Source organism: Anabaenopsis elenkinii CCIBt3563 (assembly GCF_015245355.1).
GTDB classification, from domain to species: Bacteria; Cyanobacteriota; Cyanobacteriia; order Cyanobacteriales; family Nostocaceae; genus Anabaenopsis; species Anabaenopsis elenkinii.
On the sequence record NZ_CP063311.1, the window covers coordinates 1,027,646 to 1,053,490 of the forward strand.

The 25,845-nt window shown below is 41.5% G+C and carries 19 protein-coding genes, 3 tRNA genes and 2 pseudogenes; 13 read left to right on the forward strand and 11 right to left on the reverse strand.

The genetic code is table 11. The features are described from left to right. Nucleotides 1-31: 31 nt before the first annotated feature. The 3 genes from IM676_RS19725 to IM676_RS04630 form a co-directional block, all read right to left on the reverse strand. Nucleotides 32-2,863, reverse strand: a complete 2,832-nt coding sequence (locus tag IM676_RS19725) for a WD40 domain-containing protein (protein ID WP_404799821.1) — start codon at nt 2,861-2,863, stop codon at nt 32-34. Between the two features lie 188 nt (nt 2,864-3,051). Continuing rightward, nucleotides 3,052-3,246 carry a tetratricopeptide repeat protein gene (locus IM676_RS04625; protein WP_200989136.1) on the reverse strand — a complete coding sequence of 65 codons (195 nt, stop codon included), beginning with the start codon at nt 3,244-3,246 and terminating at the stop codon, nt 3,052-3,054. A 58-nt stretch (nt 3,247-3,304) separates the two neighbouring features. Then, nucleotides 3,305-3,871 carry a hypothetical protein gene (locus tag IM676_RS04630; protein WP_200989137.1) on the reverse strand — a complete coding sequence of 189 codons (567 nt, stop codon included), beginning with the start codon at nt 3,869-3,871 and terminating at the stop codon, nt 3,305-3,307. A gap of 99 nt (nt 3,872-3,970) precedes the next feature. Between IM676_RS04630 and IM676_RS19730 the strand changes: the two are divergent. The 3 genes and pseudogenes from IM676_RS19730 to IM676_RS04640 all read left to right on the forward strand — a co-directional run. Then, nucleotides 3,971-4,102 (forward strand): annotated as a pseudogene (locus tag IM676_RS19730) (IS4 family transposase); the annotation flags it as partial. Between the two features lie 106 nt (nt 4,103-4,208). After that, nucleotides 4,209-4,427 (forward strand): annotated as a pseudogene (locus IM676_RS04635) (transposase); the annotation flags it as partial. Between the two features lie 343 nt (nt 4,428-4,770). After that, nucleotides 4,771-5,820: a CsgG/HfaB family protein gene (locus IM676_RS04640; protein ID WP_225880450.1), complete on the forward strand. Its 1,050-nt coding sequence runs from the start codon at nt 4,771-4,773 to the stop codon at nt 5,818-5,820. An 84-nt stretch (nt 5,821-5,904) separates the two neighbouring features. Here the strand turns inward: IM676_RS04640 and IM676_RS04645 are convergent, their stop codons facing one another. Then, nucleotides 5,905-6,066, reverse strand: coding sequence for a hypothetical protein (locus IM676_RS04645; protein WP_200989139.1), 162 nt, complete (start codon nt 6,064-6,066; stop codon nt 5,905-5,907). A 250-nt stretch (nt 6,067-6,316) separates the two neighbouring features. Here IM676_RS04645 and IM676_RS04650 point away from each other — a divergent pair, with 250 nt between their 5' ends. Continuing rightward, nucleotides 6,317-7,141 carry a DNA adenine methylase gene (locus tag IM676_RS04650; protein ID WP_200989140.1) on the forward strand — a complete coding sequence of 275 codons (825 nt, stop codon included), beginning with the start codon at nt 6,317-6,319 and terminating at the stop codon, nt 7,139-7,141. On the opposite strand, the gene IM676_RS04655 is transcribed toward IM676_RS04650, so the two are convergent. Together IM676_RS04655 and uvrA are read right to left on the reverse strand one after the other, a co-directional pair. Further along, nucleotides 7,123-7,196, reverse strand: a tRNA-Met gene (locus tag IM676_RS04655). The two genes, IM676_RS04650 and IM676_RS04655, sit on opposite strands and share 19 nt — an antisense overlap. Before the next feature lie 90 nt (nt 7,197-7,286). Continuing rightward, on the reverse strand, nt 7,287-10,133 hold the full coding sequence (gene uvrA / locus IM676_RS04660) for an excinuclease ABC subunit UvrA (protein ID WP_200989141.1): 2,847 nt from the start codon (nt 10,131-10,133) through the stop codon (nt 7,287-7,289). Between the two features lie 542 nt (nt 10,134-10,675). Between uvrA and IM676_RS04665 the strand changes: the two genes are divergently transcribed. The 3 genes from IM676_RS04665 (at nt 10,676) to IM676_RS04675 (ending at nt 16,922) form a co-directional block, all read left to right on the forward strand. Further along, nucleotides 10,676-13,066 (forward strand): phosphoketolase family protein, encoded by a 2,391-nt coding sequence (locus tag IM676_RS04665; RefSeq protein WP_200989142.1) that lies wholly within the window; start codon nt 10,676-10,678, stop codon nt 13,064-13,066. A gap of 354 nt (nt 13,067-13,420) precedes the next feature. Next, nucleotides 13,421-15,661 carry a GumC family protein gene (locus tag IM676_RS04670; RefSeq protein ID WP_318780261.1) on the forward strand — a complete coding sequence of 747 codons (2,241 nt, stop codon included), beginning with the start codon at nt 13,421-13,423 and terminating at the stop codon, nt 15,659-15,661. A 115-nt stretch (nt 15,662-15,776) separates the two neighbouring features. Continuing rightward, a complete protein-coding gene (locus IM676_RS04675; protein ID WP_200989143.1) occupies nt 15,777-16,922 on the forward strand; it encodes a SpoIID/LytB domain-containing protein in 1,146 nt (381 codons plus the stop codon). A 5-nt stretch (nt 16,923-16,927) separates the two neighbouring features. On the opposite strand, the gene IM676_RS04680 is transcribed toward IM676_RS04675, so the two are convergent. Next, nucleotides 16,928-18,262 carry a hypothetical protein gene (locus tag IM676_RS04680; RefSeq protein WP_200989144.1) on the reverse strand — a complete coding sequence of 445 codons (1,335 nt, stop codon included), beginning with the start codon at nt 18,260-18,262 and terminating at the stop codon, nt 16,928-16,930. A 147-nt stretch (nt 18,263-18,409) separates the two neighbouring features. Between IM676_RS04680 and IM676_RS04685 the strand changes: the two genes are divergently transcribed. After that, entirely contained in the window at nt 18,410-18,889 is a 480-nt protein-coding gene (locus tag IM676_RS04685; protein WP_200989145.1) for a hypothetical protein, read from the forward strand. Nucleotides 18,890-18,924: 35 nt separating this feature from the next. On the opposite strand, the gene IM676_RS04690 is transcribed toward IM676_RS04685, so the two are convergent. Next, nucleotides 18,925-18,996: transfer RNA gene (locus IM676_RS04690), tRNA-Gln, on the reverse strand. Between the two features lie 151 nt (nt 18,997-19,147). Here IM676_RS04690 and IM676_RS04695 point away from each other — a divergent pair. Then, nucleotides 19,148-19,231, forward strand: a tRNA-Leu gene (locus IM676_RS04695). A 1,092-nt stretch (nt 19,232-20,323) separates the two neighbouring features. Here IM676_RS04695 and cas12k read toward each other — a convergent pair. Then, a complete protein-coding gene (cas12k, locus tag IM676_RS04700) occupies nt 20,324-22,240 on the reverse strand; it encodes a type V CRISPR-associated protein Cas12k (protein WP_200989146.1) in 1,917 nt (638 codons plus the stop codon). An 81-nt stretch (nt 22,241-22,321) separates the two neighbouring features. Here cas12k and IM676_RS04705 point away from each other — a divergent pair, with 81 nt between their 5' ends. After that, nucleotides 22,322-22,771 (forward strand): MerR family transcriptional regulator, encoded by a 450-nt coding sequence (locus tag IM676_RS04705; RefSeq protein WP_200989147.1) that lies wholly within the window; start codon nt 22,322-22,324, stop codon nt 22,769-22,771. 646 nt (nt 22,772-23,417) lie between these two features. Here the strand turns inward: IM676_RS04705 and IM676_RS04710 are convergent. Together IM676_RS04710 and IM676_RS04715 are read right to left on the reverse strand one after the other, a co-directional pair. Next, nucleotides 23,418-23,840 (reverse strand): hypothetical protein, encoded by a 423-nt coding sequence (locus tag IM676_RS04710; RefSeq protein WP_200989148.1) that lies wholly within the window; start codon nt 23,838-23,840, stop codon nt 23,418-23,420. A gap of 10 nt (nt 23,841-23,850) precedes the next feature. Then, a complete protein-coding gene (locus tag IM676_RS04715; protein WP_200989149.1) occupies nt 23,851-24,402 on the reverse strand; it encodes a hypothetical protein in 552 nt (183 codons plus the stop codon). Nucleotides 24,403-24,546: 144 nt separating this feature from the next. On the opposite strand from IM676_RS04715, the gene IM676_RS20175 reads away from it, so the two are divergent. From IM676_RS20175 to IM676_RS04730, 3 genes are all read left to right on the forward strand, one after another. Further along, nucleotides 24,547-24,801: a COG3415 family protein gene (locus IM676_RS20175; protein ID WP_200989150.1), complete on the forward strand. Its 255-nt coding sequence runs from the start codon at nt 24,547-24,549 to the stop codon at nt 24,799-24,801. 124 nt (nt 24,802-24,925) lie between these two features. After that, nucleotides 24,926-25,384, forward strand: a complete 459-nt coding sequence (locus IM676_RS04725; RefSeq protein ID WP_200989151.1) for a Panacea domain-containing protein — start codon at nt 24,926-24,928, stop codon at nt 25,382-25,384. Further along, nucleotides 25,384-25,824 (forward strand): MAG6450 family protein, encoded by a 441-nt coding sequence (locus IM676_RS04730; protein WP_200989152.1) that lies wholly within the window; start codon nt 25,384-25,386, stop codon nt 25,822-25,824. The genes IM676_RS04725 and IM676_RS04730 overlap by 1 nt, the downstream gene beginning before the upstream one ends. The last annotated feature ends 21 nt before the right edge of the window (nt 25,825-25,845 follow it).

Genomic DNA, 25,845 nt, shown 5'->3' on the forward strand with positions numbered 1-25,845 from the left:
AGTCAACAGTCAACCATCAACACCATGACCATTAACGCCCCCGCCAAATCTTGATAGTACCATCCCCACTTCCAGAAGCTAGGGCTCTACCATCGGGGCTGAAGGCTACTGAATTAATATGACTTGAATTGAGAGTAGCGATTTCTCGCCGGGTGGCGACATCCCACAGTTTGATGGTTCCATCCCCACTCCTAGAGGCTAAGGTACGACCATCCGGGCTGAACACTGGTGAATATCCGTTGAGGGTGACGATTTCCTCTTGGGTTGTTACATCCCACAATTTAATGGTTTCATCCCCACTCCCAGAAGCTAAGGTACGACCATCTGGGCTGAAGGCTACTGACCAAACCGAATCTGAATGTCCGGTGAGGGTGGCTATTTCCCTCCCGGTAGCGACATCCCACAGTTTTATGTCTTCATCCCCACTCCCAGAAGCTAAGGTGCGACCATCTGGGCTGAAGGCTATTGACCAAACCCAATCTGAATGTCCGGTGAGGGTGGTGATTGACCGACCGGTGGCGACATCCCACAGTTTGATGGTGTTATCCGCACTCCCAGAAGCTAAGGTGCGACCATCCGGGCTGAAGGCTACTGCATAAACCGTACTTGAATGTCCGGTGAGGGTGACGATTTCCCTCCCGGTAGCGACATCCCACAGTTTGATGGTGTCATCCCTACTCCCAGAAGCTAAGGTGCGACCATCGGGGCTGAAGGCTACTGAATTAACATCATTTGAATGTCCGGTGAGGGTGACGATTTCCTCCTGGTTTGCTACATCCCACAGTTTGATGGTGCTATCATCACTCCCAGAGGCTAAAGTTCTACCATCCGGGCTGAAGGCTACTGACCCAACCGAATCTGAATGTCCGGTGAGGGTATATTCCAACTCCCATGATGTTAGTGATTTTTGTGTTTGATAAGCGTTTACAGACTCAATTAACTTGCCATACTTAGAGTACAGAAGATTATAAGCCGCATCCTTGACATCCGCTGATTCATCTGTGGTTAAAGCTTGGAGAAGTAAGTTAAGCCCATCATCCCCATAGTTCAGAGCTTGGGATATGGCATTTATCCTAACCTTGGGGTCAGGATTGTTATAGGAAGCAATGGAAATTTCTACTATTAATTTTTGTTTGACAGTTGCCTCTGATACATCATCTGGGAAGTAATTATCTCTTTCTTGACGCAATTTATTGAGTAAATCATCTGGAGGAATGAGACTAAATTCAAATTTATCTTTATATTCATAATAGAAACAAGCCCCATGACCTAGACCATAAATCATTAAGGCTTTAGTGCCGACTTTTAGGAGTTTATTCTCAATGTAACCCAACTTTAACCAATCTATTCCTATATCTATTACTTTTTCTCCTGATAAAATAAAGCAAAATATAAATAAAGCTTCTTTTGTTCTTTCAGGAGCATTTATATTAAATCCATAAATCTCAGCGATTTGACAAACCATCTCTGTCCCTAATTTGGCTATTTGTGGTAGATCAATCCCCTCTGCTCCTAATCCATCTAAAATATTATTAACCGTTGCTACCACATCTCTAATTAATTCTAATCCTGCTGCCTGTAAGGATTTATCAATAATTAGTTTGTGTGCTATTTCACGGGGATTTTTATGTTCGACTTCTGTGGTTAATCTTGTAACTGAGTTACTTGCGGCGAAATTAATATCACAAGTAGATTCAGCAATCCATTCTGTTAAATCTTCCCAAGCATCATTATTTGCTGCATTTTTTAGCTTAGATAATTCAGGAGTTTGATCTACTGTTCTATGCAGATAGTTAATATTTTCTGCTTTAATCCTTATTCTTTCTTCCGGTGACAAAACTGGTGGTTGTTCATCATCCTCTTCATCACCATCATCCTCTTCATAACCATCATCCTCTTCATAACCATCATTGTTGTCAGATAAACACCTTTGCCAAATCTCGATGGTTTCATCCCCACTCCCAGAAGCTAAGGTACGACCATCTGGGCTGAAGGCTACTGAATAAACCAAACCTGAATGTCCGGTGAGGGTGGCGATTTCCTCTTGGGTGGCGACATCCCACAGTTTTATGGTGTTATCCCTACTCCCAGAAGCTAAGGTTTGACCATCTGGGCTGAAGGCTACTGAATTAACCACACCTGAATGTCCGGTGAGGGTGGCGATTGACCTCCTCGTGGCGACATCCCACAGTTTGATAGTGTTATCCCCACTCCCAGAGGCTAAGGTTTTACCATCAGGGCTAAAGGCTACTGAATTAACCACACCTGAATGTCCGGTGAGGGTGGCGATTCTCCTTTGGGTGGCTACATCCCACAGTTTGATGGTTTTATCGAGACTCCCAGAGGCTAAGGTTTTACCATCCGGGCTGAAGGCTACTGAAAAAACCGACTGTGAATGTCCAGTGAGGGTGGCGATTGACCTCCCGGTGGCGACATCCCACAGTTTGATGGTTTCATCCCCACTCCCAGAAGCTAAGGTTTTACCATCGGGGCTGAAGGCTACTGAACGAACCGAACCTGAATGTCCGGTGAGGGTGGCGATTGACCTACCTGTGGCGACATCCCACAGTTTGATGGTTGTATTCCAACTCCCAGAAGCTAAGGTTTTACCATCGGGGCTGAAGGCTACTGAATAAACCGAATTTGAATGTCCGGTGAGGGTGACGATTTCCTCTTGGGTGGCGACATCCCACAGTTTGATGGTTTCATGACTACCAGAAGCTAAAGTGCGACCATCCGGGCTGAAGGCTACTGCATAAACCGTACTTGAATGTCCGGTGAGGGTATATTCTAACTCCCATGATGTTAGTGATTTTTGTGCTTGATAAGCAGTTACATACTCAATTGGTTGTGGCTCGTTCATGATAGGTTACCACTGGTAGTTAATTTAGTCTTGGGGAGATTATATAATGATGTGTTACCCGATACTTGTTAGGTGGAAAGGTAATTAGGCGGGGTTTCAGCTTGAATGATTTGACTTTGTTCTACTGGCGATAATTGTAGGGCGGATACTAAAACCTGTTCATTGCCTACTTTCAGGTATCTTTGCATCTACAGTGAGTTTAAAATCTCAATCACGTCTTGATAAGCAGCGGTATTACCTTGATTGCGGAATAATTGTGCTGCTCTTTGGAGGTCTTCCTTGGCTTTGTTGATGTCTCCTGGTTGACGGTAAATAATACCGCGAACGCCGTAAGCTAGAGCATCATTAAGATTAAGTGTAATAGCTTGGGTGTAATCAGCCAAAGCTAAATGAAAGATAGATGTTAACGAGCGGATAAAGTCTTCATAAAACCAAAAAAAATCAAGGAGTTGTAAATATTGAAACTATTCTATTGACTTGATTTCGGGGATTTAAAATCAAGTAAGTTTCTTGTAGATAAAATGCCTCTCCACCACCATCATCAATGGGATGACTATATAAAACAGTTCTGTTTTTTAACCTTTCTGTTTTTGCAAAGGATTTACCATCATTAAAAGATTGCTTGGCAATATTTAGAGCTTGTTGTGAACTGATACCAGAATTAAACTTAATATCTGTGGAGAAACCTTCAGTACCCTGAATTTTGAGAGAAATTGTTCCATTTTGGAATTTATATGATTTACGCACAGCACATAAACTTTGACCAGTCAATCTTTGGCAGATATTATCCCATTTTAGTAATTGATTAATTAGTCTTTGTGTAATTTGAGAGTTACGAAATCTATTGTCATTTGGAAGTTGAAGACAATGTTCTGGTATACATTTGAGAATATCATCAAAATTAAAAGTTGCTGGTTGGGCGTTAACTGCTGGGGTGTGGATAGACGTGGATAGAGTGAGAGTAGTAATTAATAAAAAGCTGAAATGTGGAATTAGTTTGATTTTCATAAATTTGATTAAGAAACAGCATATTGATTAAGTGAAGTATAGCTGACAATAATCATAATCTACCCATCTCGTGTAATTTTTTGATATCTTGTTCAAAATCTTCTTTCACAACTTGTATCTGTTCCGAAAGAATGGGGTGAAAAGATGTTAGATAAATTCCGCTATCTTCAGGCTTGTATGTGTCAACAAATCAGTTATGTTCATTGGATGGAAGATATTATGAATTGCTGACATTTTTACCCTTGATAAGACTACTATAAATGAATATGTAAAGTTTTTTAACAACATTCAACACTTGTGCCTCATTGCTTACGGACATTGATCATTGCAAGGACTAGAGGATGCTTGCCGTATTCGCTCTTTCCATAGTCCCCGTAATTTTGCTCTTTTACGACGCATTGCTCTCAATGCTCTCAATCGCGAACACACTTACAAACGTAGTCTTCGTCAAAAAATGAAACGCACTGGTATGGACAATGATTATATGATTCAAGTTCTCAGTTCTTGTTTCATTGACTCTACAATATATTCCTCTCAGCCCTTATGTCAAGCCTGATTGAGATGCTCTTACCCTGGGGGGCTAGTAGCCCTTGAATGATTTATTCTTTCACATATCTACCTTTAGATAGATGACAAAAGTACTTAAATAGTATCACTGATACCACAAGATAAAAAATACACTTTTTAACCAAAGGTAAGTTGATTGTGCTATTTTTAGATTGTGATTGAATCAATATTCAAAACCAGGGGAAAAATGGTATGATGTTGCCAAAATAGCCAATTTCCGGCTTTGAACAATAATGATGTTGATAGTAAATATACCCGTGTGGTAAGGGTTTAGCAATGCTAAACCCCTACGAAAATATGTGCTTTTTAGCGTCACACATATTTAGAGTTTATTGTCAATAGGTAACTTCTGGTTAGTTTTAAAAGTAAGAAAACAATACAAATTGATGAACAAACATTTTATCTCTAAAAATCTTTCTTTTCTGCTTGTAGGGTTGTTAGGAACTGCGTTGATCGACTCTAACAATTATCCCGTTAAAGCAAACACTCCTCCTGCCATTATTGCTCAAGCTAGTAGCCAGCAAAAAATCAGAATCGCTGTCTTAGATTTTGACTATAGCGCCTTAAGTAACCCTCAATGGTTATTAGATATTTTTGGCGGTAGTGCTAAAGGTGTCAGTGAAGTATTGGTGAATCGTTTAGTAGATTCAGACAAATATCGAGTAATAGAAAGAAGTCGTCTGAATGCGGTATTAACAGAACAAAACTTAGGTGCTAGTGGCAGAGTTAATCCTAGCACCGCCGCAGAAATTGGTCGTTTATTAGGAGTTGAGGTAATTATTATTGGTTCGGTTACTCAATTTGACATTCAAAAAAAAGGATCGAGTTTTGGTTTATTTGGTGTTAACGTCGGTGGACAGACTACAGAAGCTCTTGTCTCTTTAAATGTTCGAGCAGTTAACACCACTACTGGTGAAATCATTATGGTTGCAGAAGGTAGCGGTGTTGGCACTCAAAAAGATGATCAGGTTTATGTTTTTGGAATGGGAGGTGGTACAACTACCAGTAATGAAGGTAAATTGTTATCCGTAGCCACTCAAAAAGCTGTAGAACAAGTTATTAGCGAGATAGACAAAAAAAATAACCAACTAGCAGCAGTTCCCAAAGTATTACCCCGTGTAAATGCAGTAGTTGCCGACATTAGTGCTGGTACAGTTATTCTGAATAAAGGTTCAAGTGACGGCTATAGTGTAGGAATGAAGGTTTCTATCGAAAGAGTGGGTAAGGAAATAAAAGATCCACAAACAGGCAAAGTAATCCGCCGTTTAACCACTCCCGTTGGGGTTGTGGAATTGTATGATGTGGATACGTCTTCTAGTGTTGGTAAAATTGTTTCTGGTAATGGTTTTAAAGTAGGTGATCTCGCTTCTCCCACACAATAGGAAATAAAAATTAAGAGGTTTTTCATAACCAATTCCCCGCAAGGGGCAAAAAAGACAGTCGAACCTTGAGAATTGCGTTCCCATCTAGAGGCTAAGAGGATGTTTAAAAAGTTTTGGGCGAATATAGCTAAAGTCCATTTCAGACTGCTTGCAGCAGCGTTTGGCGATCGCCTTTAACAGCAGCGCTTCTCGATCTGCTTGCAGCAGCGCTTCGCTATCGCATCCCGTCAAGATCATCAAATACATGATCTTCTAGTCAGATTTATCTGACTTTAGCTTTGAGACGGGGGTTTCTAACCCCCGGATCTCCATGTAGCATCAAAAGGTGAGGGGGGTATATAGAATGGCGATCGCCTTTAACAGCAGCGCTTCGCGATCGCCCCGTCAATATCATGTATCTGATGATCTGCGAGTCACACAGATCCCCAACTGCTGGACAAGTTATATGAGATGATGCCAATTATGTAAGAAGTCGGTATCTTACACCCCAATAATCATGATCAAAAGTCCATTGCGTTACCCAGGTGGGAAGTCAAAAGCCATTAAACAAATAACAGCACACTTACCAGAAAGCTTTTCAGAATTTCGAGAACCCTTTGTGGGTGGTGGTTCTGTATTTATATACTTAAAGCAAAAATATCCCCATCTGAAAATTTGGATTAATGATTTAAACCGCGAGTTATATCTGTTTTGGAAATATGCAAAATCCCGTTTACCCCAGCTGTTAACAGAAATTCACCAAATTAAACAGACATCTACAGATGGTAAAATCCTTTTTGCAGAACTAACCAGTATAGACAGCAATAACTTATCTGACTTTGACAGAGCAGTACGCTTTTTTGTTCTCAATAGAATTACGTTTTCTGGTACTGTAGAATCTGGGGGATTTTCTGAACAAGCTTTTCATAAACGCTTTACTTACTCTTCCATAGACCGCCTAGAAAAGTTAGGGGAGATTCTAACAGATGATGTCAAAATTACCAACTTGGATTATGGTGACTTATTGAAAGCAGAGGGTAAAAACCTATTTATATTTTTAGACCCGCCTTATTTTACTGCTACCAAATCCAGGTTATATGGTAAAGATGGTGATTTGCACACCTGTTTTAATCATCAAAGGTTTGGGGAATTGGTCAGAGGATGCGCTCACCCTTGGTTAATTACTTACGATGATTCGCTTCAAATCAGAGAAAACTTTCCAGAGTCTCATGTGTTTGAGTGGGAATTACAATATGGTATGAATAACTACAAGCAGGGTAGCGCCGCCAAGGGTAAGGAGTTATTCATTAAAAATTACTCTAATGGCTCAGGTCGGATTTGAACCAACGACCCCAGGCTTATGAGTCCCGTGCTCTAACCAACTGAGCTACTGAGCCATGCTTATTCATCGTTTATCAGCATAGCATATAATTTTGGGGATGGCTAGTGTTTTGTCATATTATTTTTTTTTATTTTTTTTATTTTTTTTAACGCGCTGGATACTGCTTTAACACCTGCTGTAAATATTGTCCCGTATAAGAAACAGGATTGGTTGCAACTTCCTCTGGTGTCCCCACAGCAATGATTTCGCCGCCTTTATCTCCACCTTCTGGACCTAAATCAATTACCCAGTCAGCGCAACGAATCACATCTAAATTGTGTTCAATCACTAAAATGGAGTTCCCCTTGTCAACTAACCTTTGCAATACATCCAATAATTTATGGACATCATAAAAAGATAACCCGGTGGTGGGTTCATCTATGAGATACAGGGTTTTACCTGTAGCGCGACGAGATAGTTCTGTGGCTAATTTCACCCGTTGGGCTTCCCCACCAGATAAGGTGGTAGCAGGTTGTCCGAGTTTGATGTAACCTAAACCGACATCATATAAAGTTTGCAATCGGGTAAAAGCTTTGGGGATGTTCTGGAAAAACCCTAAACTTTCCTCAACGGTCATATTCAGCACGTCTGCTATAGATTTATCTTTGTATTTCACCTGTAAGGTTTCCCGGTTGTATCTTGCGCCTTTACAAACTTCGCACTGTACATACACATCCGGGAGAAAGTTCATTTCAATGACATTGACACCCTGACCGCTACAAGCTTCACAACGCCCACCTTTGACATTAAAAGAAAATTGTCCGGGTTTGTATCCCCTGGCCTTGGCTTCCACTGTTTGGGAAAATACATCCCGAATTGCATCGAAAATACCTGTATAGGTAGCGGGGTTGGAACGTGGTGTACGTCCTATGGGTGACTGGTCGATGACAATGGCTTTATCTACTGCATTTAATCCCTGAATTTCTTGTAAGTTTTTGGGTAGGGGGACTTTCTTAGTTAAATGATGTTGTAGTGAGGGATAAAGTAGTTCGTTAATTAGGGTAGATTTCCCGGAACCAGAAACACCGGTGACAGAGACCAGTTTACCTAGGGGGATTTCCACATCGATATTTTTTAAGTTATTGCGATGGGCGTTTTTAATTACTAAACTGCGTCCGTTCCCCTGTCTTCGTTGCGCTGGGGTGGTAATTACTCGTTTCCCCGATAAGTAAGCACCTGTTAAAGAGTCTTCCGCTGCGAGTAGGGTTTCTAGGTCCCCTTGAGAGGTAATATTTCCGCCGTGGATTCCTGCACCTGGTCCAATATCAACGATATGATCAGCAGCGCGGATGGTTTCTTCGTCATGCTCTACTACGATGAGGGTGTTACCTAGGTCGCGTAATTTGGTTAAGGTTTTGAGTAAGCGGCCGTTGTCTCTTTGATGTAACCCGATGCTGGGTTCATCTAAAACATAGAGTACCCCTGTTAAACCAGAACCTATCTGAGTCGCTAAACGAATGCGTTGGGCTTCCCCACCGGAAAGGGTCATGGCGGGACGGTCAAGGGTGAGATAATCTAAGCCGACATCTAGTAAGAATTGCAATCTGGCTTTGATTTCTCTTAAAACTAAATCGGCAATTTGCAGCTGGCGATCGCTTAATCTTAACTGATCAATTCTGGTTTGGCAATCCCGAATCGAAACCCCAGTTAGCTCTAAAATACCATATTGTCCCAAGCGTACCGCTAAAGCTTCGGGTTTTAAGCGCTTTCCTCCACAAACCTCACAGGGTTGGTCAATGAGATACTGTTCTAATTTCTGCTTAATTAACTCTGACCCCCCCTCATATTGCCGTTGTAAAATGGGGATTACACCTTTAAAATTCTGCTTTCTTTCTTGGTTTTCGCCATACAGCACGGTTTGCTGTTGTTCTGCTGTTAGCTGATTCCACTTAGTTTGGAGTTCAAACCCGTGAGCCTGTCCTAAAGTGTAAAGCAAATCTAGATAATAGGAGTTTTCTTTTTCCGACCAAGGGGCGATCGCCGCATACATTGGCGATTCCGGGTCAGGTATAATCAAATCTGGGCTAAATGTTTTTAAACTGCCTATGCCGTGACAATGGGGACAAGCGCCATAAGGAGAGTTAAAGGAGAACAACCGCGGCGATAATTCTTCCATTACCGCCCCATGGACTGGACAAGCGAAGTTTTCTGAAAATACTAATTCTTCTTCTTGCTCCTCGCTGTGACTGACCAAAATGTGAGCAATACCACCGGACTGTTTAAGGCACGTAGAAAGAGAATCTACTAAACGCTCTTGAATACTGTCTTTTTTCACTAAGCGGTCAATGACAACTTCTATAGTGTGAGTAATATTTTTATCTAGTTCTATGGAGTCGGACAGTTCCCGCACTTCCCCATCTACACGCACCCGGACAAAACCTTGAGCAGCGAGACTCGATAACAGCTTGCGGTGAGTCCCTTTTTTCCCCCGCACTACGGGGGCGAGAATTTGAAACCGGGTACGGTCTGGTAATTCCAAAATGCGATCGCACATCTGGTCAATGGTCTGGGGTGCAATGGAGCGATCGCATATGGGACAATGGGGTTCACCAGCGCGACCAAACAATAACCGTAAATAATCGTAAATTTCCGTGACTGTCCCCACGGTAGAACGGGGGTTATGGGAAGTAGATTTTTGGTCAATGGAAATGGCCGGACTTAACCCCTCGATGGCCTCCACATCCGGTTTATCTAATTGACCTAAAAACTGCCGCGCGTAGGCGCTCAGAGATTCTACATAACGCCGTTGACCCTCAGCGAAAATGGTATCAAAGGCTAAGGAAGATTTACCCGAACCAGAAACCCCAGTAAATACAATCAGGCGATCGCGTGGTAATTCCAAGTCTATATTTTTGAGATTATGCTGTCTAGCACCCCGAATGCGGATAGTATTCTGGCTGTTGTCGTGAGCGTGAGGAAGATGGCCATTTAAGCAGGGGGTGTGATCTAACATATCGGCGGGGTAAAAGTCCTATAGTAATAATTCTTAATAATACTATCTTGACAACGGTTATATTAGAACTTACGTACTATCGTTTGATTATACCACTGGAGAATATCCAACCTCATTATTACCAGTCCCAAATCTGCATCTACCCCAAGTAATACTTATCAATTGTTAAGGAAGGAAATTTTCTGGGGATCATCAGGTACTTTTCTATGCTTAGACACAGAAGATTAAATCAAACTTAAAATCAACCTTAAAATCAACCTAAACACGAAAATCTTTCTTAACATGAAAAATGTTTCCATTCGATACTAAATCTGTTAGTGTTTCATGGAGACAGCATAGAAAGTTAACGGAAGGTTAACAATGTATTCCTGTTGTAATTGTGGAGAAAAATCATCATACTATCCTGTCAGACCTGTTAAAAATTACCTAATTGTAGAAGTAAATTCAGCTTTGAAATTTTTGAGAAATTTGTCGTTAGTTCCCAGGGAATGTTAACGATAAATCCATAGAGTTATCAGAATAATTTGACAATGGAGTGTGATATGACTTTAGCAAGTCCCGCACAAATAAAGCCTTTAGGCGCAGAAGAACTGGAGAAAATAAACGCATACTGGCGTGCAGCTAACTATCTTTCAGTGGGGCAAATATATCTGTTTGATAATCCCCTACTGCGAGAACCTTTAAAATCTGAACACGTCAAACCCAGACTATTAGGACACTGGGGAACAACACCGGGGTTGAACTTTATTTATGTTCATCTCAACCGGGTAATTAAAAAGTATGACCTGAATATGATTTATATCGCCGGTCCTGGTCATGGGGGACCGGGACTAGTGGCTAATACTTACCTGGAAGGGACATATAGCGAATACTACCCCAACATTTCCCAAGATGTAGAGGGAATGAAGAAACTGTTTAAACAGTTCTCTTTTCCCGGTGGTATTCCTAGCCACGTTGCACCAGAAACCCCTGGTTCAATTCACGAAGGTGGAGAATTGGGTTATGCTCTGGTTCATGCCTATGGTGCTGCTTTTGACAACCCTGATTTAATTGTAGCGGCGGTTGTGGGTGACGGCGAAGCGGAAACGGGAGCCTTAGCCACCAGTTGGCATTCTAATAAGTTTCTTAACCCTGTCAATGATGGCGCAGTGCTGCCTATATTACACCTCAACGGCTATAAAATAGCTAACCCCACCATTCTAGCCAGGTTGAGTCATGAAGAATTAGAAAACCTATTTTTAGGTTATGGTTATAAACCTTACTTTGTAGAAGGTAGAGACCCCGCGGATGTACACCAGCAAATGGCGGCAATTTTAGAAACTGCGATCGCCGAAATTCACAGCATCCAAAGAGAAGCCAGGGTACATGGTTATAGCCAGACTAGCAAACGTCCCCAGTGGCCGATGATTATCCTGAGAACCCCCAAAGGTTGGACAGGACCCAAAGAAGTAGACGGGAAAAAAACCGAAGACTATTGGCGATCGCATCAAGTACCCTTTGGTAACGTAGTCGGGAACCCAGAACACCTGAAATTACTAGAAGACTGGATGAAGAGTTACAAACCCGAAGAACTCTTCGATGCTAACGGTAAACTCATCCCTGAACTAGCAGAACTAGCGCCCCAAGGACATCGACGCATGGGGGACAATCCCCACACCAACGGCGGTATTCTCCTGCGGGACTTAAAAATGCCTAACTTCACAGAGTACGCTGTGGCGATCGCCAAACCGGGGACAACTTATGCTCAAGCGACCCAAGTAACCGGAAACTTCCTGCGGGACGTGATGCAACTCAACGCAGAAAGCCGCAACTTTCGGGTATTTGGCCCTGACGAAACCGCCTCAAATCGACTGGGTGCGGTGCTAGAAGTCACAGACCGGACGTGGGTAGCGGATATCCTTCCAGAAGACGAAAACCTGTCCCCCAATGGTCGGGTGATGGAGGTGCTCAGTGAAACTAATTGTCAAGGTTGGTTAGAAGGATACTTACTTACAGGTCGTCATGGCTTCTTCTCCTGCTATGAGGCGTTTATCCACATCATCGACTCGATGTTTAACCAGCACGCTAAATGGCTCAAGACTACCAATGATATTCCCTGGCGGCGACCCATTGCTTCTCTGAACTATTTACTCACCTCTCACGTTTGGCGACAAGACCATAACGGATTTTCTCACCAAGACCCTGGTTTTATCGACCATGTACTCAACAAAAAAGCCGAGATTATCCGCGTCTATCTTCCCCCCGATGCTAATACTCTGCTGTCCGTAACAGACCATTGCTTGAGAAGTCGCCAATACGTCAATGTCATAGTTGCTGGAAAACAGCCATCATTGCAATACTTAGACATGGATGCTGCTATTAAGCACTGTACCAAAGGCCTGAGTATTTGGGAATGGGCTAGTAATGATCAAGGTAGCGAACCAGATGTAGTTATGGCTTGTGCTGGGGATGTTCCCACCTTAGAAACCTTAGCCGCAGTCGATATTCTGCGTCAGCACTTCCCAGAATTAAAAGTGCGGGTAGTCAACATCGTCAACTTGATGAAACTACAACCACAAACTGAGCATCCCCACGGTTTAAGCGGTAAAGAATTTGATACAATTTTTACCACTGATAAACCAATTATCTTTGCCTTCCATGGTTATCCTTGGTTAATCCATCGTCTGACCTATCGCCACACCAACCACAAAAACCTACATGTGCGTGGTTATAAGGAAGAAGGAACCACCACCACACCCTTTGATATGGTTGTGCTCAATGATCTTGACCGCTTCCACTTGGTGATGGACGTAATTGACCGCGTGCCAAAACTAGGTTATAAAGCTGCTTATGTGAAACAGATGTTAGAAGACAAGCTGATTGAACATAAGCAATACATTCAGGAACACGGCGAAGATATGCCGGAAATCCGCGATTGGAAGTGGCCTTATTAAGCCATTGATTAGGGCGGGTGAGTAACCCCCTATTAATTCTGCACATATGAGGGTGGGTAAGCCATTGCTAACCCACCCTTAATTAATATATAGCATTTCCCATGCTCGTAAGGTACAAAGTTTTTTAGTTTGAGGGAACAGAGGGGGGCAAATTGGTGTGTACTTTATTAGACACACTAAAAGGCTATAAGTAACAAAAATTGCCAAATTATAGGTTATACACAATCTTCACAATAGAAACCAGCAACCTCTAGTAAGATAGGGAATCTATAGGGTGAAAAAACATCATTTTTTAGCAGCACATAATCTTTCATATATAGTGTTTCTGGATTTATATATTAGAGGAATTTGCTAGTGCGTAACACAAATATGAATCAAAACCAACTGGTTCATTACTCTTCAATAAAACCAGTGAATCTCAGAAGACTACCTGAAATTTTACTTCACCGACGCTTTTTTTCCCTAGGTATTTCCTGTCTATTCATGTCAGTGGCTGGCTTCTTGGCTCTGAATATCAAACCTAATTATCAAAGCTCAATGCAGATATTAGTCAACTCTAATTTATACACGGGTGCGAGAGTCAAGAATATTCCCCTAAGTGCAAATAATGAGTCAACTGATAGCTTGGGTGGCGTAACCACACCGGACTCACCAGTATTTGAACACAACAGCCAGATCAAAATGATGATGAGTTCTAAATTGCTCCAGAAAGCTGTAGATATTCTCCGCTCTGATTATCCACATATCACCTTAGAAGATATTAAAGGTAACAGTAAAAACAACAAAAAAACACCTCTAGTAGTCAACCAATTACAAGGTATATCTGGAGTTTATCAAAGTCCTAGTCAAATATTTGAAGTTTCTTTTAATGATCCTGATCCGGTAAAAACACAAAGAGTGCTGCAAGCTCTACAAAAAGTTTATCAAGAGTATAATCAACAGCAACAACAAGAACGACTACAGCAAGGACTAAGTTTTGTGAGCGCACGCTTACCTCAGACTAAACAACATCTGAGTCAAGCTGAGAAAAACTTAGAAGATTTTCGCCACCAGCATCATCTAGTTGACCCGGAAGTAGAAAGTAAAATTCTCCTAGCATCTCTTGCTGATGTTCAAAAACAGCAACAAATTACCCGCGCACAGATCAAAGATTTACAAGCTCGGTACAATAATCTAGAACAAAAAATCGCTGAGTTATCCCAGGATGCCAAAATTGCTTCTCGTTTACAGGAATCAACTGGTTACCAATCCCTACTGGGTGCAGTGGAAAATACTCAACTAGCCATTGCTAGGGAGACAATGCGTTATACAGAGGAGTCGCCAATCTTAGAACAGCTCAGACAGCAATATCAGAGTCAAAAGGCGCTGTTAGAGCAAGAGAGGAAAAAATTACTAGATATTAAAGATGTCCAGAATGTTAGTGACACCAGAAAATTAGCCTTCATACAAGGACAAAACGCGGAAGTTAATTCTACCCTGGTACAAGAGTTTATTCAGGTGCAAACAGTTTTGCAAGGACTGACAGCCCAAAGTAATAGTTTATCTGAATCCGAGAAACAACTCAAGTCCCAACTGAGCAAATACCCCAGCCTCATAGCTGAGTACAACCGCCTACTAACAGCAGTAGAAACTCAAAGTAGAATACTGGAGCAATTACTCCAGACTCAGCAGTTTTTGGGATTAAAGATTTCTCAGGGGGGATTTGATTGGCAAATCTTAGAGGAACCAGCTTTAGGAAGTTCTACAAGTGACCCTAGAGCAATACTCTTGCTGGGGGGAATTGTAGTTAGTCCCATTGCGGGTATTGCCCTCTCGGTGATTTGGTCAATATCAGACCATACTATATATTCTGTTAACCAGTTACAGAAGCTGACCCAATTGAGACTACTGGGGTCAGTGCCAAAATTACCGTTCTCTGGTGTGAAAAAGCCCTTCGTGAGATGGTTTTGGCGTCAACAGGAAAATTTCCCGCCTTTGTTACAAACTAATACTTGCTTACCTGGGCACAAAAGTTTTGACATATTATACCAAAACCTGCAAATATTCCAGCATTCTCAGCCTTGCCAGTCCCTGATGTTAACCTCAGCAATCTCTAGAGAAGGTAAGACCACCTTAGCCCTGGGGCTGGCTGCAAGTGCGGCGCGGATGCATCGCCGCGTCTTATTGATTGATGCTAACTTGGATTCTCCCCACCTACACAAAAACTTCCACCTATCTAATGAATGGGGATTATCTGTGTTATTAATCGATGACACAAATACCCAAGTTCAAGATTATATCCAACCGATTCACCCCTCTATTGATATTTTGACGGCTGGCCCTACACCAGAAGACACTATGCAAGCGCTGACTCAAGAGCGAATGAGACAACTGCTGAAGTTGTTTGAGCAGACCTATGATTTAGTGCTCATTGATGCTCCGCCCATTTTGGGTACAGTGGACTCGAGAATTTTGGCATCATGCTCTCAAGCGATTGTCATGGTGTCGCGGATTGGTCAAGTGACTGCTAATCAATTAACCCAAGCTATAGAAGTTTTGAGCCAGTTAAATTTACTGGGAATTGTTGCTAACTATGGGAGTAATTCTCACGGGTAGTTAAGGGATGAGGATGTAAACAAGTGGCAACTTCTCAGGTCAGATAATAGTCTCATCTGAGGTGGTAGACATCATCACAGATATTTGCTTAAATAATGTGATTTAAATTATCCCTATGAAATTTCAACTGTTATTAGGCTCTTTATGTTCCCAGCTGAAAGTACGTCATTGGTGGATAGGTATCTTTTTGTGGATGGTTTTGGTAGCCCCGGCTCAAGCATCTGTAATCCTGCGCGTGGCAATTGAGAAGGGAGTGAATCAGGTGCAAGTGGGTAGTTCCACCACCGCAGTTGTGAAGGATAGTAAGGGTAAGACTCTGGGAAAATTACCGGCGATGAGTTCATTTGCAGCCCAAAGTATCCCCGGTGGTGTGGCGCTCAATAGGTGGGAATCTGGCTTGTTTTGGATTGCGCCGACAGATAAGGGATTTGTTTATATTGGCGATCGCTGGTATCGTGGTAAAGCCCTGGTTGTGCCCACAGATCAAGGCTTAGATGTGATTAACTGGGTTGACTTAGAAGAATATCTTTACAGTGTCATCGGTGGCGAAATGGATTCTAGATGGCCTCAGGAAGCCCTCAAAGCCCAAGCGATCGCCGCTCGTACCTATGCACTCTACAAACGCCAGGAACGGCGCCATCATCCCACCTATGACTTAGGAGCTACTCCAGACCGTTGGCAAATTTATCCAGGAGTCGCCAGGGAATCTCCCGCTACTTATGCCGCAGTTAATTCTACAGCGGGGAAAGTATTAACACATAACAATCAAATTATTCTTTCAGTCTTTCACGCTTGTTCTGGGGGACATACAGAAAATGTCGAAGATGTTTGGGGAAAACCCCTAGCTTACTTGCGTGCTGTTGAAGACTATGATCAAAATATCAGCGCTTGCAACTGGGTACAAACCCTTTCCCCCGATGAAATTAGCTCTAAAATATCCGGTATTGGTAACGTCAAACATATGATTCCACAAGCCTTCTCACCGTTCCGAAGTGTGAAAGCTCTCAAAATTGTGGGTGACCAAGGTACAAGAGTACTCAGAGGGGAAGAGGTGCGAACTGCACTCAGACTCAGAAGCACTCGCTTTAATATCACTAAAGGCGCAAATGGTAATTTTGTCCTCCAAGGTCTAGGGTTTGGTCATGGCCTAGGAATGAGCCAGTGGGGAGCCTATAATTTGGCTCGACAAGGAGCCAACTACCTGCAAATTTTAGGACATTACTACCAAGGGGTAACCCTGACCCCAATTAAGGCCAGGTAAGTTATTTACTCTTGGCTGCCTTCCTGTAAACGCCTTTGCCATTCAGCTTCTATTTGTGCTGATAGATTGCTAGTCCCAGTACCCTCAATTTCTTGGTCGATTAAGTCGGTCTCGGTAGAATAAACTACATCTTCACTACCGATGACCTTTTCTGTGGCAAATTGCTGTGCGTAGTCGATTTTGCGCTGTAAACTTTCCTGTGGATTTGCTAATAGTTGAGTCCGAGACAAGCGATCGCCATTACGTGCAGCAATTTTTTGATTGCGCCATTGAATCCAAAAATAACGTACTAGAGGGATACCTAAAAAACCCGCACCATAACCCAACAATAGCCAATAAATCCCCTCCACAAAAGCTACTAATCCCCCCAATTCCGCAGCCGCTGTCCCATCGGCTATTAAACCTCCCAATATTAAGGCCGCCACAAAATTGAGTACACCCAAACCAGCAGCAAGGATAATTTGTCCCGCACCTGCAGCACTAAAACGCCAAGGATACTCTTCTAAATGGGTTGGTACTAACTCAGGGCTTGTTTCCTTGGCTTTAACTTGCAACTCTGGGAAATAATAGACAATCTGTCCTTCTGGGCTGACTTCTGGTTGTCCATGAAAACGAGTTAGCACAGGCAGCATATAATCTTCATACTCCCGTGTATAACTTTCCCCAAGGTCATCCAGATAGGGAGCAATTTGTTCTGCTACCACAGCACCATGATGATTCCGAATCACAGTAGCGATTTCTTGCCATCGCCGTTGTTCTAAATTAGCATTAGGATTACCATCGCCAAATAAAAAGGAAAATACAGCTTCCAAGAAATTCAAGTTACTTTCTTGCCTACTTCCTCGCTGTCTTTGATAATGCCTTTGTTGGTGGCGGGGGCGATAATTGGGGCTAAAATACCAAAATAGATCTGGGAAGGGGAAAAAGAACACCCCACCACCCCCAGAACTGCGGCCTCGATTGTTCCCATTGCGATCTGAACTCCCAGCAGTCACAATGATCATAATCGTCACAGTAATCAGGACAATAGAAATAATTAAGAAAATCCCAAAAGAAATCCGAATCAGGTAAAAAAGAACTCCCCAGACCTTTTTCCACCATTCCTGCAACCGTATCTGCAAGTATTTCTTACGTAATATTTCCCGGAAATCTCGTGGAAATTGGTAAACAATGTCCCCTGTTTCTGCAACTTGTAAATGTCCGCCAGCATCGGAAGCCAAGGCTAATAAACCTTGTCCCGCCTCAGCTAAATTTAAGCCAGCGTGACTTGAGACATCACCAACAGTAACTCGGTAACCGAGTTTTTCTACAGCTTGCATGATGGTGGGATTAGGAGTCACTAATCTTCCCTCCTGTGAAAATTTACTTATATCCCTCTTTCAGTATAGAGTTTTATTTTCATCTTTCCCCTGGGAGTTCCTGGTGCTGCCTTCATGTTATGATCATGGGGCTTGGCTTGGTTAATCAGCAATTTTTCTGTTCTAAGTATGGTTCAGTATACTCTCGCTCAAAGTCCAGAAATTATGCTCACTGTTTCTGGAAAGGATTCAGCCAAAGCCCGTGATAAAGCCATGGATCAGCTGATGGAATTGATGGATGCTGGTAAGTTACCCACAGAATTGGAGGAGGGGTTTGGTCCTCAACAATTAATTGAGGTGAAACCACAGACAAATTTCTCTGTCAGTAGTGAGGACAGTATTACAGAAGCTGTTCAGATTTTGAACAATCTGGCCACACTCAAGCTGAAGGTGCAGGAATCACGCGCCGAAGCCCTAGAAATTCGTCAGGCTATTGATGTTTTGTTTTCAGATAATGCAGTAACTGAAGAGGAAATTAATCGCCTCAAGGAAGGTTTTAAAGTCCTGAAAAACTTTGCCCAGGCTAATTTACGCTATCAGGAAGCTAGAGCTAAAGCAGAACACGCCCGGCAAATTTTAGATCAAGCTTTAAAGTCCCCTGAAAAATAAAAAAATAAGGAGTAGATTTATCTACTCCTTATTTACTGGGGCGCTAGGATTCGAACCTAGGGATGGCGGGACCAAAACCCGCTGCCTTACCACTTGGCTACGCCCCAACGATTTACACTATGTTAATATAACAGCCTATCCCTGGGTAATGTCAAGTACCTTGAGCAGAAATTTTCGGAAATTTTCCCCTTCTGGATTTTTTTGATTGACTAGTTGCAAATTCAGTGAAATAGGATATACTAATAAAGTTGGAAATAAGGGCGGGTGGCGAAACTGGTAGACGCACCACACTCAAAATGTGGCGGCCTTGCGGTCATAGGAGTTCGATTCTCCTCCTGCCCATGTCAATATTCTCAGAAGTATATGTTATAGTTGGTGTACAGTGACTAATTATATGTCATCTGTGACTAATTGTTGTCATCGGTGACTAATTGCTGTCGCTAGAGACAAAAGAATGTATTTAGAAAGCCAGTGACAAATTGTTGTCATCGTGTTTATTGGTTTACTAAACTAGTCTATTGTAGCATTATAGCCTTGCATCTAGGCGCTTCAATAGCTTGCCTAATGTTGATTTTGCTATTACAGCTATAGATATTATGAGAATCGAACTCCTATCTTTCAACCCTCGCACAAGTCTTACCGTCAATTAGATTTTTATCGTGTTTACCCACGCTTGATTTTTTTAACCCACCCGGTACTAGGAGGGTTGTTGATGATTGACTTTCAACCCACCCCTAGTCGGGATGGTTGTTGAAACGGTTAGGGGTACTTGCGGATTGGGAGAATCCCTATCTCTTTCAACCCACCCCTAGTCGGGATGGTTGTTGAAACCTAGAATCCCTCCAAGCTAACTACAACGATGAATTGCTTTCAACCCACCCCTAGTCGGGATGGTTGTTGAAACCAAGAAAACATGATTGAAGTTATCAAAGAATCTGAAAACTTTCAACCCACCCCTAGTCGGGATGGTTGTTGAAACCGCGCCCGTCTAGTCCCTTGCCAATACAGGTTTCCAAATGCGATTTTGGCAGACCTGTTTAAAAACTTGTTTTTTTGCTCTCAACTGAGGACATTCATTAATTCTCAAATGAGTCAAATAATTACTGGACAAGGGTTTCAAGATTTTGGCAGATCCCCCAGGGTTTTTGCCCTCGCTTTGGTTTGCCAAAAAAAAATAAGAATTGGGAGGGTTCCCCCTTGGTCGGAGGTGATTCGGTAGCCACTACAGCAGTACATCCGCGCCCTTATTGCTGGGAGCGCACCTATCCTGTCCTAAGACAGCAGCATCAGGGTGAGTAGCTACTAGGGTCAGAAAGCAAGACTATATTGCTACAGTCAAACTAACCCATATTTTTCACAATTCAGAGACTCAAAAGAGTATGAATTGCGGCGCTGTTATATCTATTTTATTTTCAAGGTTCGGATATATATTTGTCAACTATGTTTGGTTAGTCGGAGATGATAAGCACAGAAAGCTAATTCTTTGGCTTGATCTTGAGGACTAGCACGAGTAGGCTGTTTCCCTTCTTCTATGACAATTCCTACTTGAGCAGCTTTACTTTGAATACTCTGAATCAGTCTTCCATAACTCCATTGATGGACGTTTATTCGATACTGTTTAGCGTATTTTTTCTGGATTTCCATGGAGCCAGGACATTTTGCTTCTGCTAGAGATTGAATTTCACTCTGGATAATCTCCCGCATATCTCCTAGCTTGGGTAAGACAATACTGCCAGCTTTGTAGGTTTGGGCGATCGCAACTATTTCTTTTGCTAATAATCTGTCTATATACTGTCCTAACTCAGATGTGCCAAACTCATTGGATGAGAAACTTTTTTGGGCTTTATGTCGTTGGTGAGATAAATATCGCTGTTGTTTTCTTTGGCGATTCAAGAGTTCGTAATTTTCACCAAGTAGTTGTTTAATACTGCGGTAAGCTAAGATTTTATTTGCACTGGCATCGACTACGGCTACTGTGGCAGGTTTTTCTAACCCTAAGCTTACTCCCACTAAAATATGTGATTGACCTTGGTACAGGGGTTGACTAGGACGATCATAGGAATTGTTCAAGCGAGTCAGTGTTGTTTGTTTACGCTGAATAAATGCTTGCTGGTTATCGGTTAAATCACTCTTCTTCTTCATGTTGGTGAGTATTTTGGCAATCTCCTCTGCTTTCTGTTGGCGAACTTGTTCTGTGCCCTCAGCAGTCCACAGGCGATTATCAACACAGCAAGAAAGGGTCAATCGGTTAAGCCAAGGTTCACCCTTACCCTCTCCTTCTTGCCAACCTATACGACCATTTCTGAGAGTGAACAAGGCACTGGAATACTGATTTTTGCTTTTGCGTTTAGTCTGTTGGTCTTCTAAGAAGCGTTTAAACCAGTGCAGTTGACGACTATCGCAGTATACTTCAAAAGTTAAGTCAGTCAAGCCGTTGAAGTGAACGCACAGCCTACCTTTTTCATTTTTTGACCAAACTAGGTCTTCGTTCGTTTCAAAAATCAGGGGAAAAGGAAGAGAACTTGATCGGCTTAACAGAATATCCTGCCAGCATTTGGCTTCAGTGTTGTCTTCTGGAACATTGGTTGTGGCGGTGAAAAGTGTTTCCAGCCATTTAGCTTTGGTTAAATCTCGACCTTTGGGAATTCGACTGGTTAACTTGTCTGTTAGCCTTTGAATCTGTATTTCTAGCTTACGGCGACGTTGAGCAAATTTTTCTGGGTCTTCTTCTTTGTCATTCAATTTACAGCCATTTTTTAGTAGATAGCTGATGGCACTACGGCTGAGTGTATCGTCAGTTTGTTGGTAAGCGTCAAATAATTTATGAGATACACTCTTCTCAGGATTGGAAGCTGACGCTTTTTTGGATTTCTTGGTGTTTCTTCTTTTATTTGACGAAGCGTCAGCTTCAGATGTTGGTGTTGCTGTTGTCAAAATCTCCACAGCTTTGGCGCGAATAGCTTCTAAGCTGTAACCAGTGGTTTCAACCAATTCAGCATCGCTATTGAGCATTTCTAACCAGCGTATTTTACCATCTAGCTGCTGCTGTAGTCGTTTCTGGATTGTCAACCACGACTTGTAGATGTAGTCCACTACATAAATCGCGGATGAATAACAACGGCTTGGTTGTCCGGCAAAACGAGGATCAGTTTCTAGTGGTTTGCAAAGTTTACTAACAACGCTTGACGGCAGGTTGCCATTTTTGCGCCATTTCTCGAAATCAGGATGTTTACTAAGCTGTTGTAGTAGTTCGTTAATTAGCGGCGTGTTTAATTCTGCCATCAATTTCCAGAGTTGACGGCGGGTAGATTCACTGGCAACTAGGTGGCATTGAACGGTAATTTGACTCATGAAAATATAATATCATAAAAACACATAATGTTATTTAAAAATAATGTGTGATTTAGAAAAAAATTCTATAGGATGGTTCTTATGGAGGAAAAATTCTACACAAGCACGGAAGCGGCTGAAATTACTAATTGTTCTCGCCGACAACTACAGTATTGGCGGGAGAAGGGGGTAATTGTACCTACGGTTAATGCCAGTGGTAAGGGTCGAAATGTTTATTATTCTAAAGCAGACTTGTTAGCACTGACGGCAATGGAGTATTTATTATCTATTGGCTTGAATTTTGAAGTTTGCCAACAAATTCTGGTAACTCTAAAAACCAGGGAGTCTTGGCTTTTTCATGAGTCTCTTTCAGAAGAACAGATGAAACGCTTTATGGTGTTACTGGATACCAATAAGCATCATCTACAGTTGGTGGACTTTGATAGCAAGTTAGCTTTGGAAAATATCTATAATGGTTTCTCTGTTGTTTGCTTTTGGAGCGATCGCATTTATCAGCGGTTGCAGGAGCATCTGAGGAATTATGTTAGTTAAATGTCTGCTGATAATCACAAAACATACTTAGAGGATGTTTCATAAGTTTTCAATAGGTAATTTTTATCTTAGGGAACACCGGAACAGGGGTTAGAGAACACACCGGAAGAAACAAAATCAAGTCCCATTCCCTTGTGAAGGGAATGGGGAGGGTGGGGTAAAACAATATTTGATACACTAATCATACCTGTTACAACATCCTCTTAGAACTAGCTATTGAACATGGACACGCCGAAATGACAGGCGAAGGTAAAACTGAGCGTATCAGTGTCATTGATGACAATAAAAAACTTTTGAAACAACCTCTCAGACCAGGGCATCTTTTGGAGCGTTACTAGTACCGCCTAGTAGTACATCCAACTTTTCTGGTTGTAGCTCGTTCATGATAGGTTACCACTGGTAGTTAATTTAGTCTTGGGGACATTATATAATGAGGTGTTACCCGATACTTGTTAGGTGGAAAGGTAATTAGGCGGGGTTTAAGCTTGAATGATTTGACTTTCTTCTACTGGCGATAATTATAGGGCGGATACTAAAAAGCCAGATTATTACAGAATTACTAAATTACTCAGTTAGATTAGTTTAAGCAGTCAGTCACCACTTCGCTGAAACTGGCTCACTATAGATAACAGAGCAAAGCAATTCATTATTCTAATTTACTTTTGATTTCTTCCCTGTAAGAGAAAAATATCGGAGAAGATATACATCCTATTAATAGAATAATTAACAACATCCAACCAAAGTAGTCTTCATTCTGAGGTTTAATAAAACGATGAATACCTTCATAAGATGTCCATCCATCAATCCCTATGGATACTGCTAATGCTATCATCCAAGCATACTTTATATTTGAATCTTCTAGATTCAATATAATTCGTATGCCGTAAATTATAGAAGTGATAAAAGAAGACAAAATTAAAGCAACAGCTACTTTGATTGGCTGATCAGAGGGAACTCCAAGAAATATACCAAAGACTGTGGTAAATGAATCTATTATAGCGAAAACAACTGTTACAGATATTACGAACTTCCACATTTTTGAAGATTGTTTTTGATTGAGGTTTTCCATGTATCTTACCTTATTTGTCAAAATAAATAGCGTAGACTATCAAAAATATTACGCATAAGGGCATAAGAATAATTGTCAAGTATTGAGATACAAATTCCTCCCATTCATCCCATCCCGAAGGTAATATTTTTAAAAAATAACTTTGCTTTAAATACTTCTTTTCATTAAAATCATTACAAATCTTATGGTAAGAATGCAATTGCAATCGTTCAAGAGAATATTCCCAAATACTTAACCATTTATCTTTTAGAAGAGTGGAGTCTTGTATATGTTTAGAATTTTCAATTTCCTGGGAAATGCAATATAAAATCTCTGTATGAATAGGCAATAAGTCTTGAACTTTATCGCTATTTTCAGGGTGTAATAAAATACTATGTTGTCTAGACCAAATTTTAAAAATTAGCTCATATAACTTACAACTATCTGAAATGGAGAAAATTTCGCATGGTGTGTCTATTTTTATAAGAAAATCATTCATTTCTTGACTTAATTTAAAATCAGGGTTAGCTGCAATAAAAGGAGTTATAATTTCTGCAAAAGTTTTGTTTTTTGAAGTTAACATAATAATTAATTATAGTTTAGATGAGTATGAATTAGTGTCAAATTTGATTTTGAATGAGATGTATCAGACAAGTCAACAGTGTTACTACAGCACTTTGTGTAATGGTTTGGTACAGTAGTTAAGAAGATAACAGTAGAAAATAAGATGAAAGCCTACTCAATAGACCTGCGGGAGAAAATTATTAGCGTTTACGAAGCGGGAAATACATCTATTCGGAAAGTAGCAGAAAGATTCAAGGTAAGTAAGAATACAGTACAAGACGCGAAAGTGCTGTATATTGTAGGGTTTCTAGGGTCTTGTAGGGGTATTAATATTAGTCTTAGTAATTGCTGTCCTCAGATGGTGGGGACATTAATTGAATGGAAACTGCCTGGAATGGCGATCGCTAACGGGTGTTAATAACCTTCAAAGTAGGCGACGGGCTGCGACACTAAGGGCGCTCATTAATATTTAATTTATTGCTGATTAGTGCGACAATAAATAATATAGAACCAATGTACTACTCTGTAAGGCAGGTGGCAGTATGCGAAACGCTCTTGATGTTGCTAAATATTTCCTCTGTCGTGTTGATAGAGATGCTGGAGATACAATCTCAGCTTTGAAGCTTCAGAAGCTTGTGTACTATGCTCAAGCATGGAGTCTAGTACTTAGAGATAAGCCATTATTTCAACAAAATATCCAGGCATGGCCTCATGGTCCAGTAGTATATGATGTCTGGAATACTTACAAAGAGTATAAACATACTGCTATCCCCCAGCCAGATGCGTGTGAATTAGATTTTACAGATGATGAACTAGAAGTTCTTGAAGAGGTCTGGAATGCTTACGGTGAATTGAGTGCTAGACAACTTGAACACTTAACTCATTCTGAGCAACCGTGGATAGAAGCTCGTCAAGGCTTAGATCCAGGAGAAAGGTCTCAAGAAGTGATTCTTCATGAGACAATGAAATCTTACTATGAAAAATACGTAGTTGAAGATTAGTGAGCAAAAAGCATCTACCTAAACAATCTAGAAATACTAAGTCGGGCAAAATTTCTCAAGATGCTACAGCTAATGTGTCTCAAGGGGGTAGCACTGACCACCAAAATCCAAGTTTTAGGTTTGCATACGCTGACGAAAATCGCTGTCGTTTGTCAGATTGGCAACCAGATGAAATACTCGATCTCGTCCGTAACCTTAAGAAGATTGAGAAACATACTTGGTCTCAGATAAAAGGGCAGGGGTCAAGACACAGGGGTGACACAGTAGGCTGTGGATATAAAATTATTAACAACCTCCCTTCTTTGCCAGAGGGAGTAAGTGAAGATCATAAGATATCAGAAATGCGTATCTGTCAAAGAAAACGTATCTTTGGCTTTCGGATGAACTCGATTTACTATATTGTCTGGTTTGACCGTGATCACAGCATTTGCCCTGAATGATAGGAATTTGTAAATCAAAGA

Coding starts and splice junctions, on each gene's coding strand:
- IM676_RS19725 (WP_404799821.1), bottom strand. CDS start 2,863: ATGAACGAGCCACAACCAATTGAGTATGTAACTGCTTATCAAGCACAA.
- IM676_RS04630 (WP_200989137.1), bottom strand. CDS start 3,871: ATGAAAATCAAACTAATTCCACATTTCAGCTTTTTATTAATTACTACT.
- IM676_RS04645 (WP_200989139.1), bottom strand. CDS start 6,066: ATGTATTTGATGATCTTGACGGGATGCGATAGCGAAGCGCTGCTGCAA.
- IM676_RS04650 (WP_200989140.1), top strand. CDS start 6,317: ATGATCAAAAGTCCATTGCGTTACCCAGGTGGGAAGTCAAAAGCCATT.
- uvrA (WP_200989141.1), bottom strand. CDS start 10,133: ATGTTAGATCACACCCCCTGCTTAAATGGCCATCTTCCTCACGCTCAC.
- IM676_RS04665 (WP_200989142.1), top strand. CDS start 10,676: ATGACTTTAGCAAGTCCCGCACAAATAAAGCCTTTAGGCGCAGAAGAA.
- IM676_RS04675 (WP_200989143.1), top strand. CDS start 15,777: ATGAAATTTCAACTGTTATTAGGCTCTTTATGTTCCCAGCTGAAAGTA.
- IM676_RS04685 (WP_200989145.1), top strand. CDS start 18,410: ATGGTTCAGTATACTCTCGCTCAAAGTCCAGAAATTATGCTCACTGTT.
- cas12k (WP_200989146.1), bottom strand. CDS start 22,240: ATGAGTCAAATTACCGTTCAATGCCACCTAGTTGCCAGTGAATCTACC.
- IM676_RS04705 (WP_200989147.1), top strand. CDS start 22,322: ATGGAGGAAAAATTCTACACAAGCACGGAAGCGGCTGAAATTACTAAT.
- IM676_RS04710 (WP_200989148.1), bottom strand. CDS start 23,840: ATGGAAAACCTCAATCAAAAACAATCTTCAAAAATGTGGAAGTTCGTA.
- IM676_RS04715 (WP_200989149.1), bottom strand. CDS start 24,402: ATGTTAACTTCAAAAAACAAAACTTTTGCAGAAATTATAACTCCTTTT.
- IM676_RS20175 (WP_200989150.1), top strand. CDS start 24,547: ATGAAAGCCTACTCAATAGACCTGCGGGAGAAAATTATTAGCGTTTAC.
- IM676_RS04725 (WP_200989151.1), top strand. CDS start 24,926: ATGCGAAACGCTCTTGATGTTGCTAAATATTTCCTCTGTCGTGTTGAT.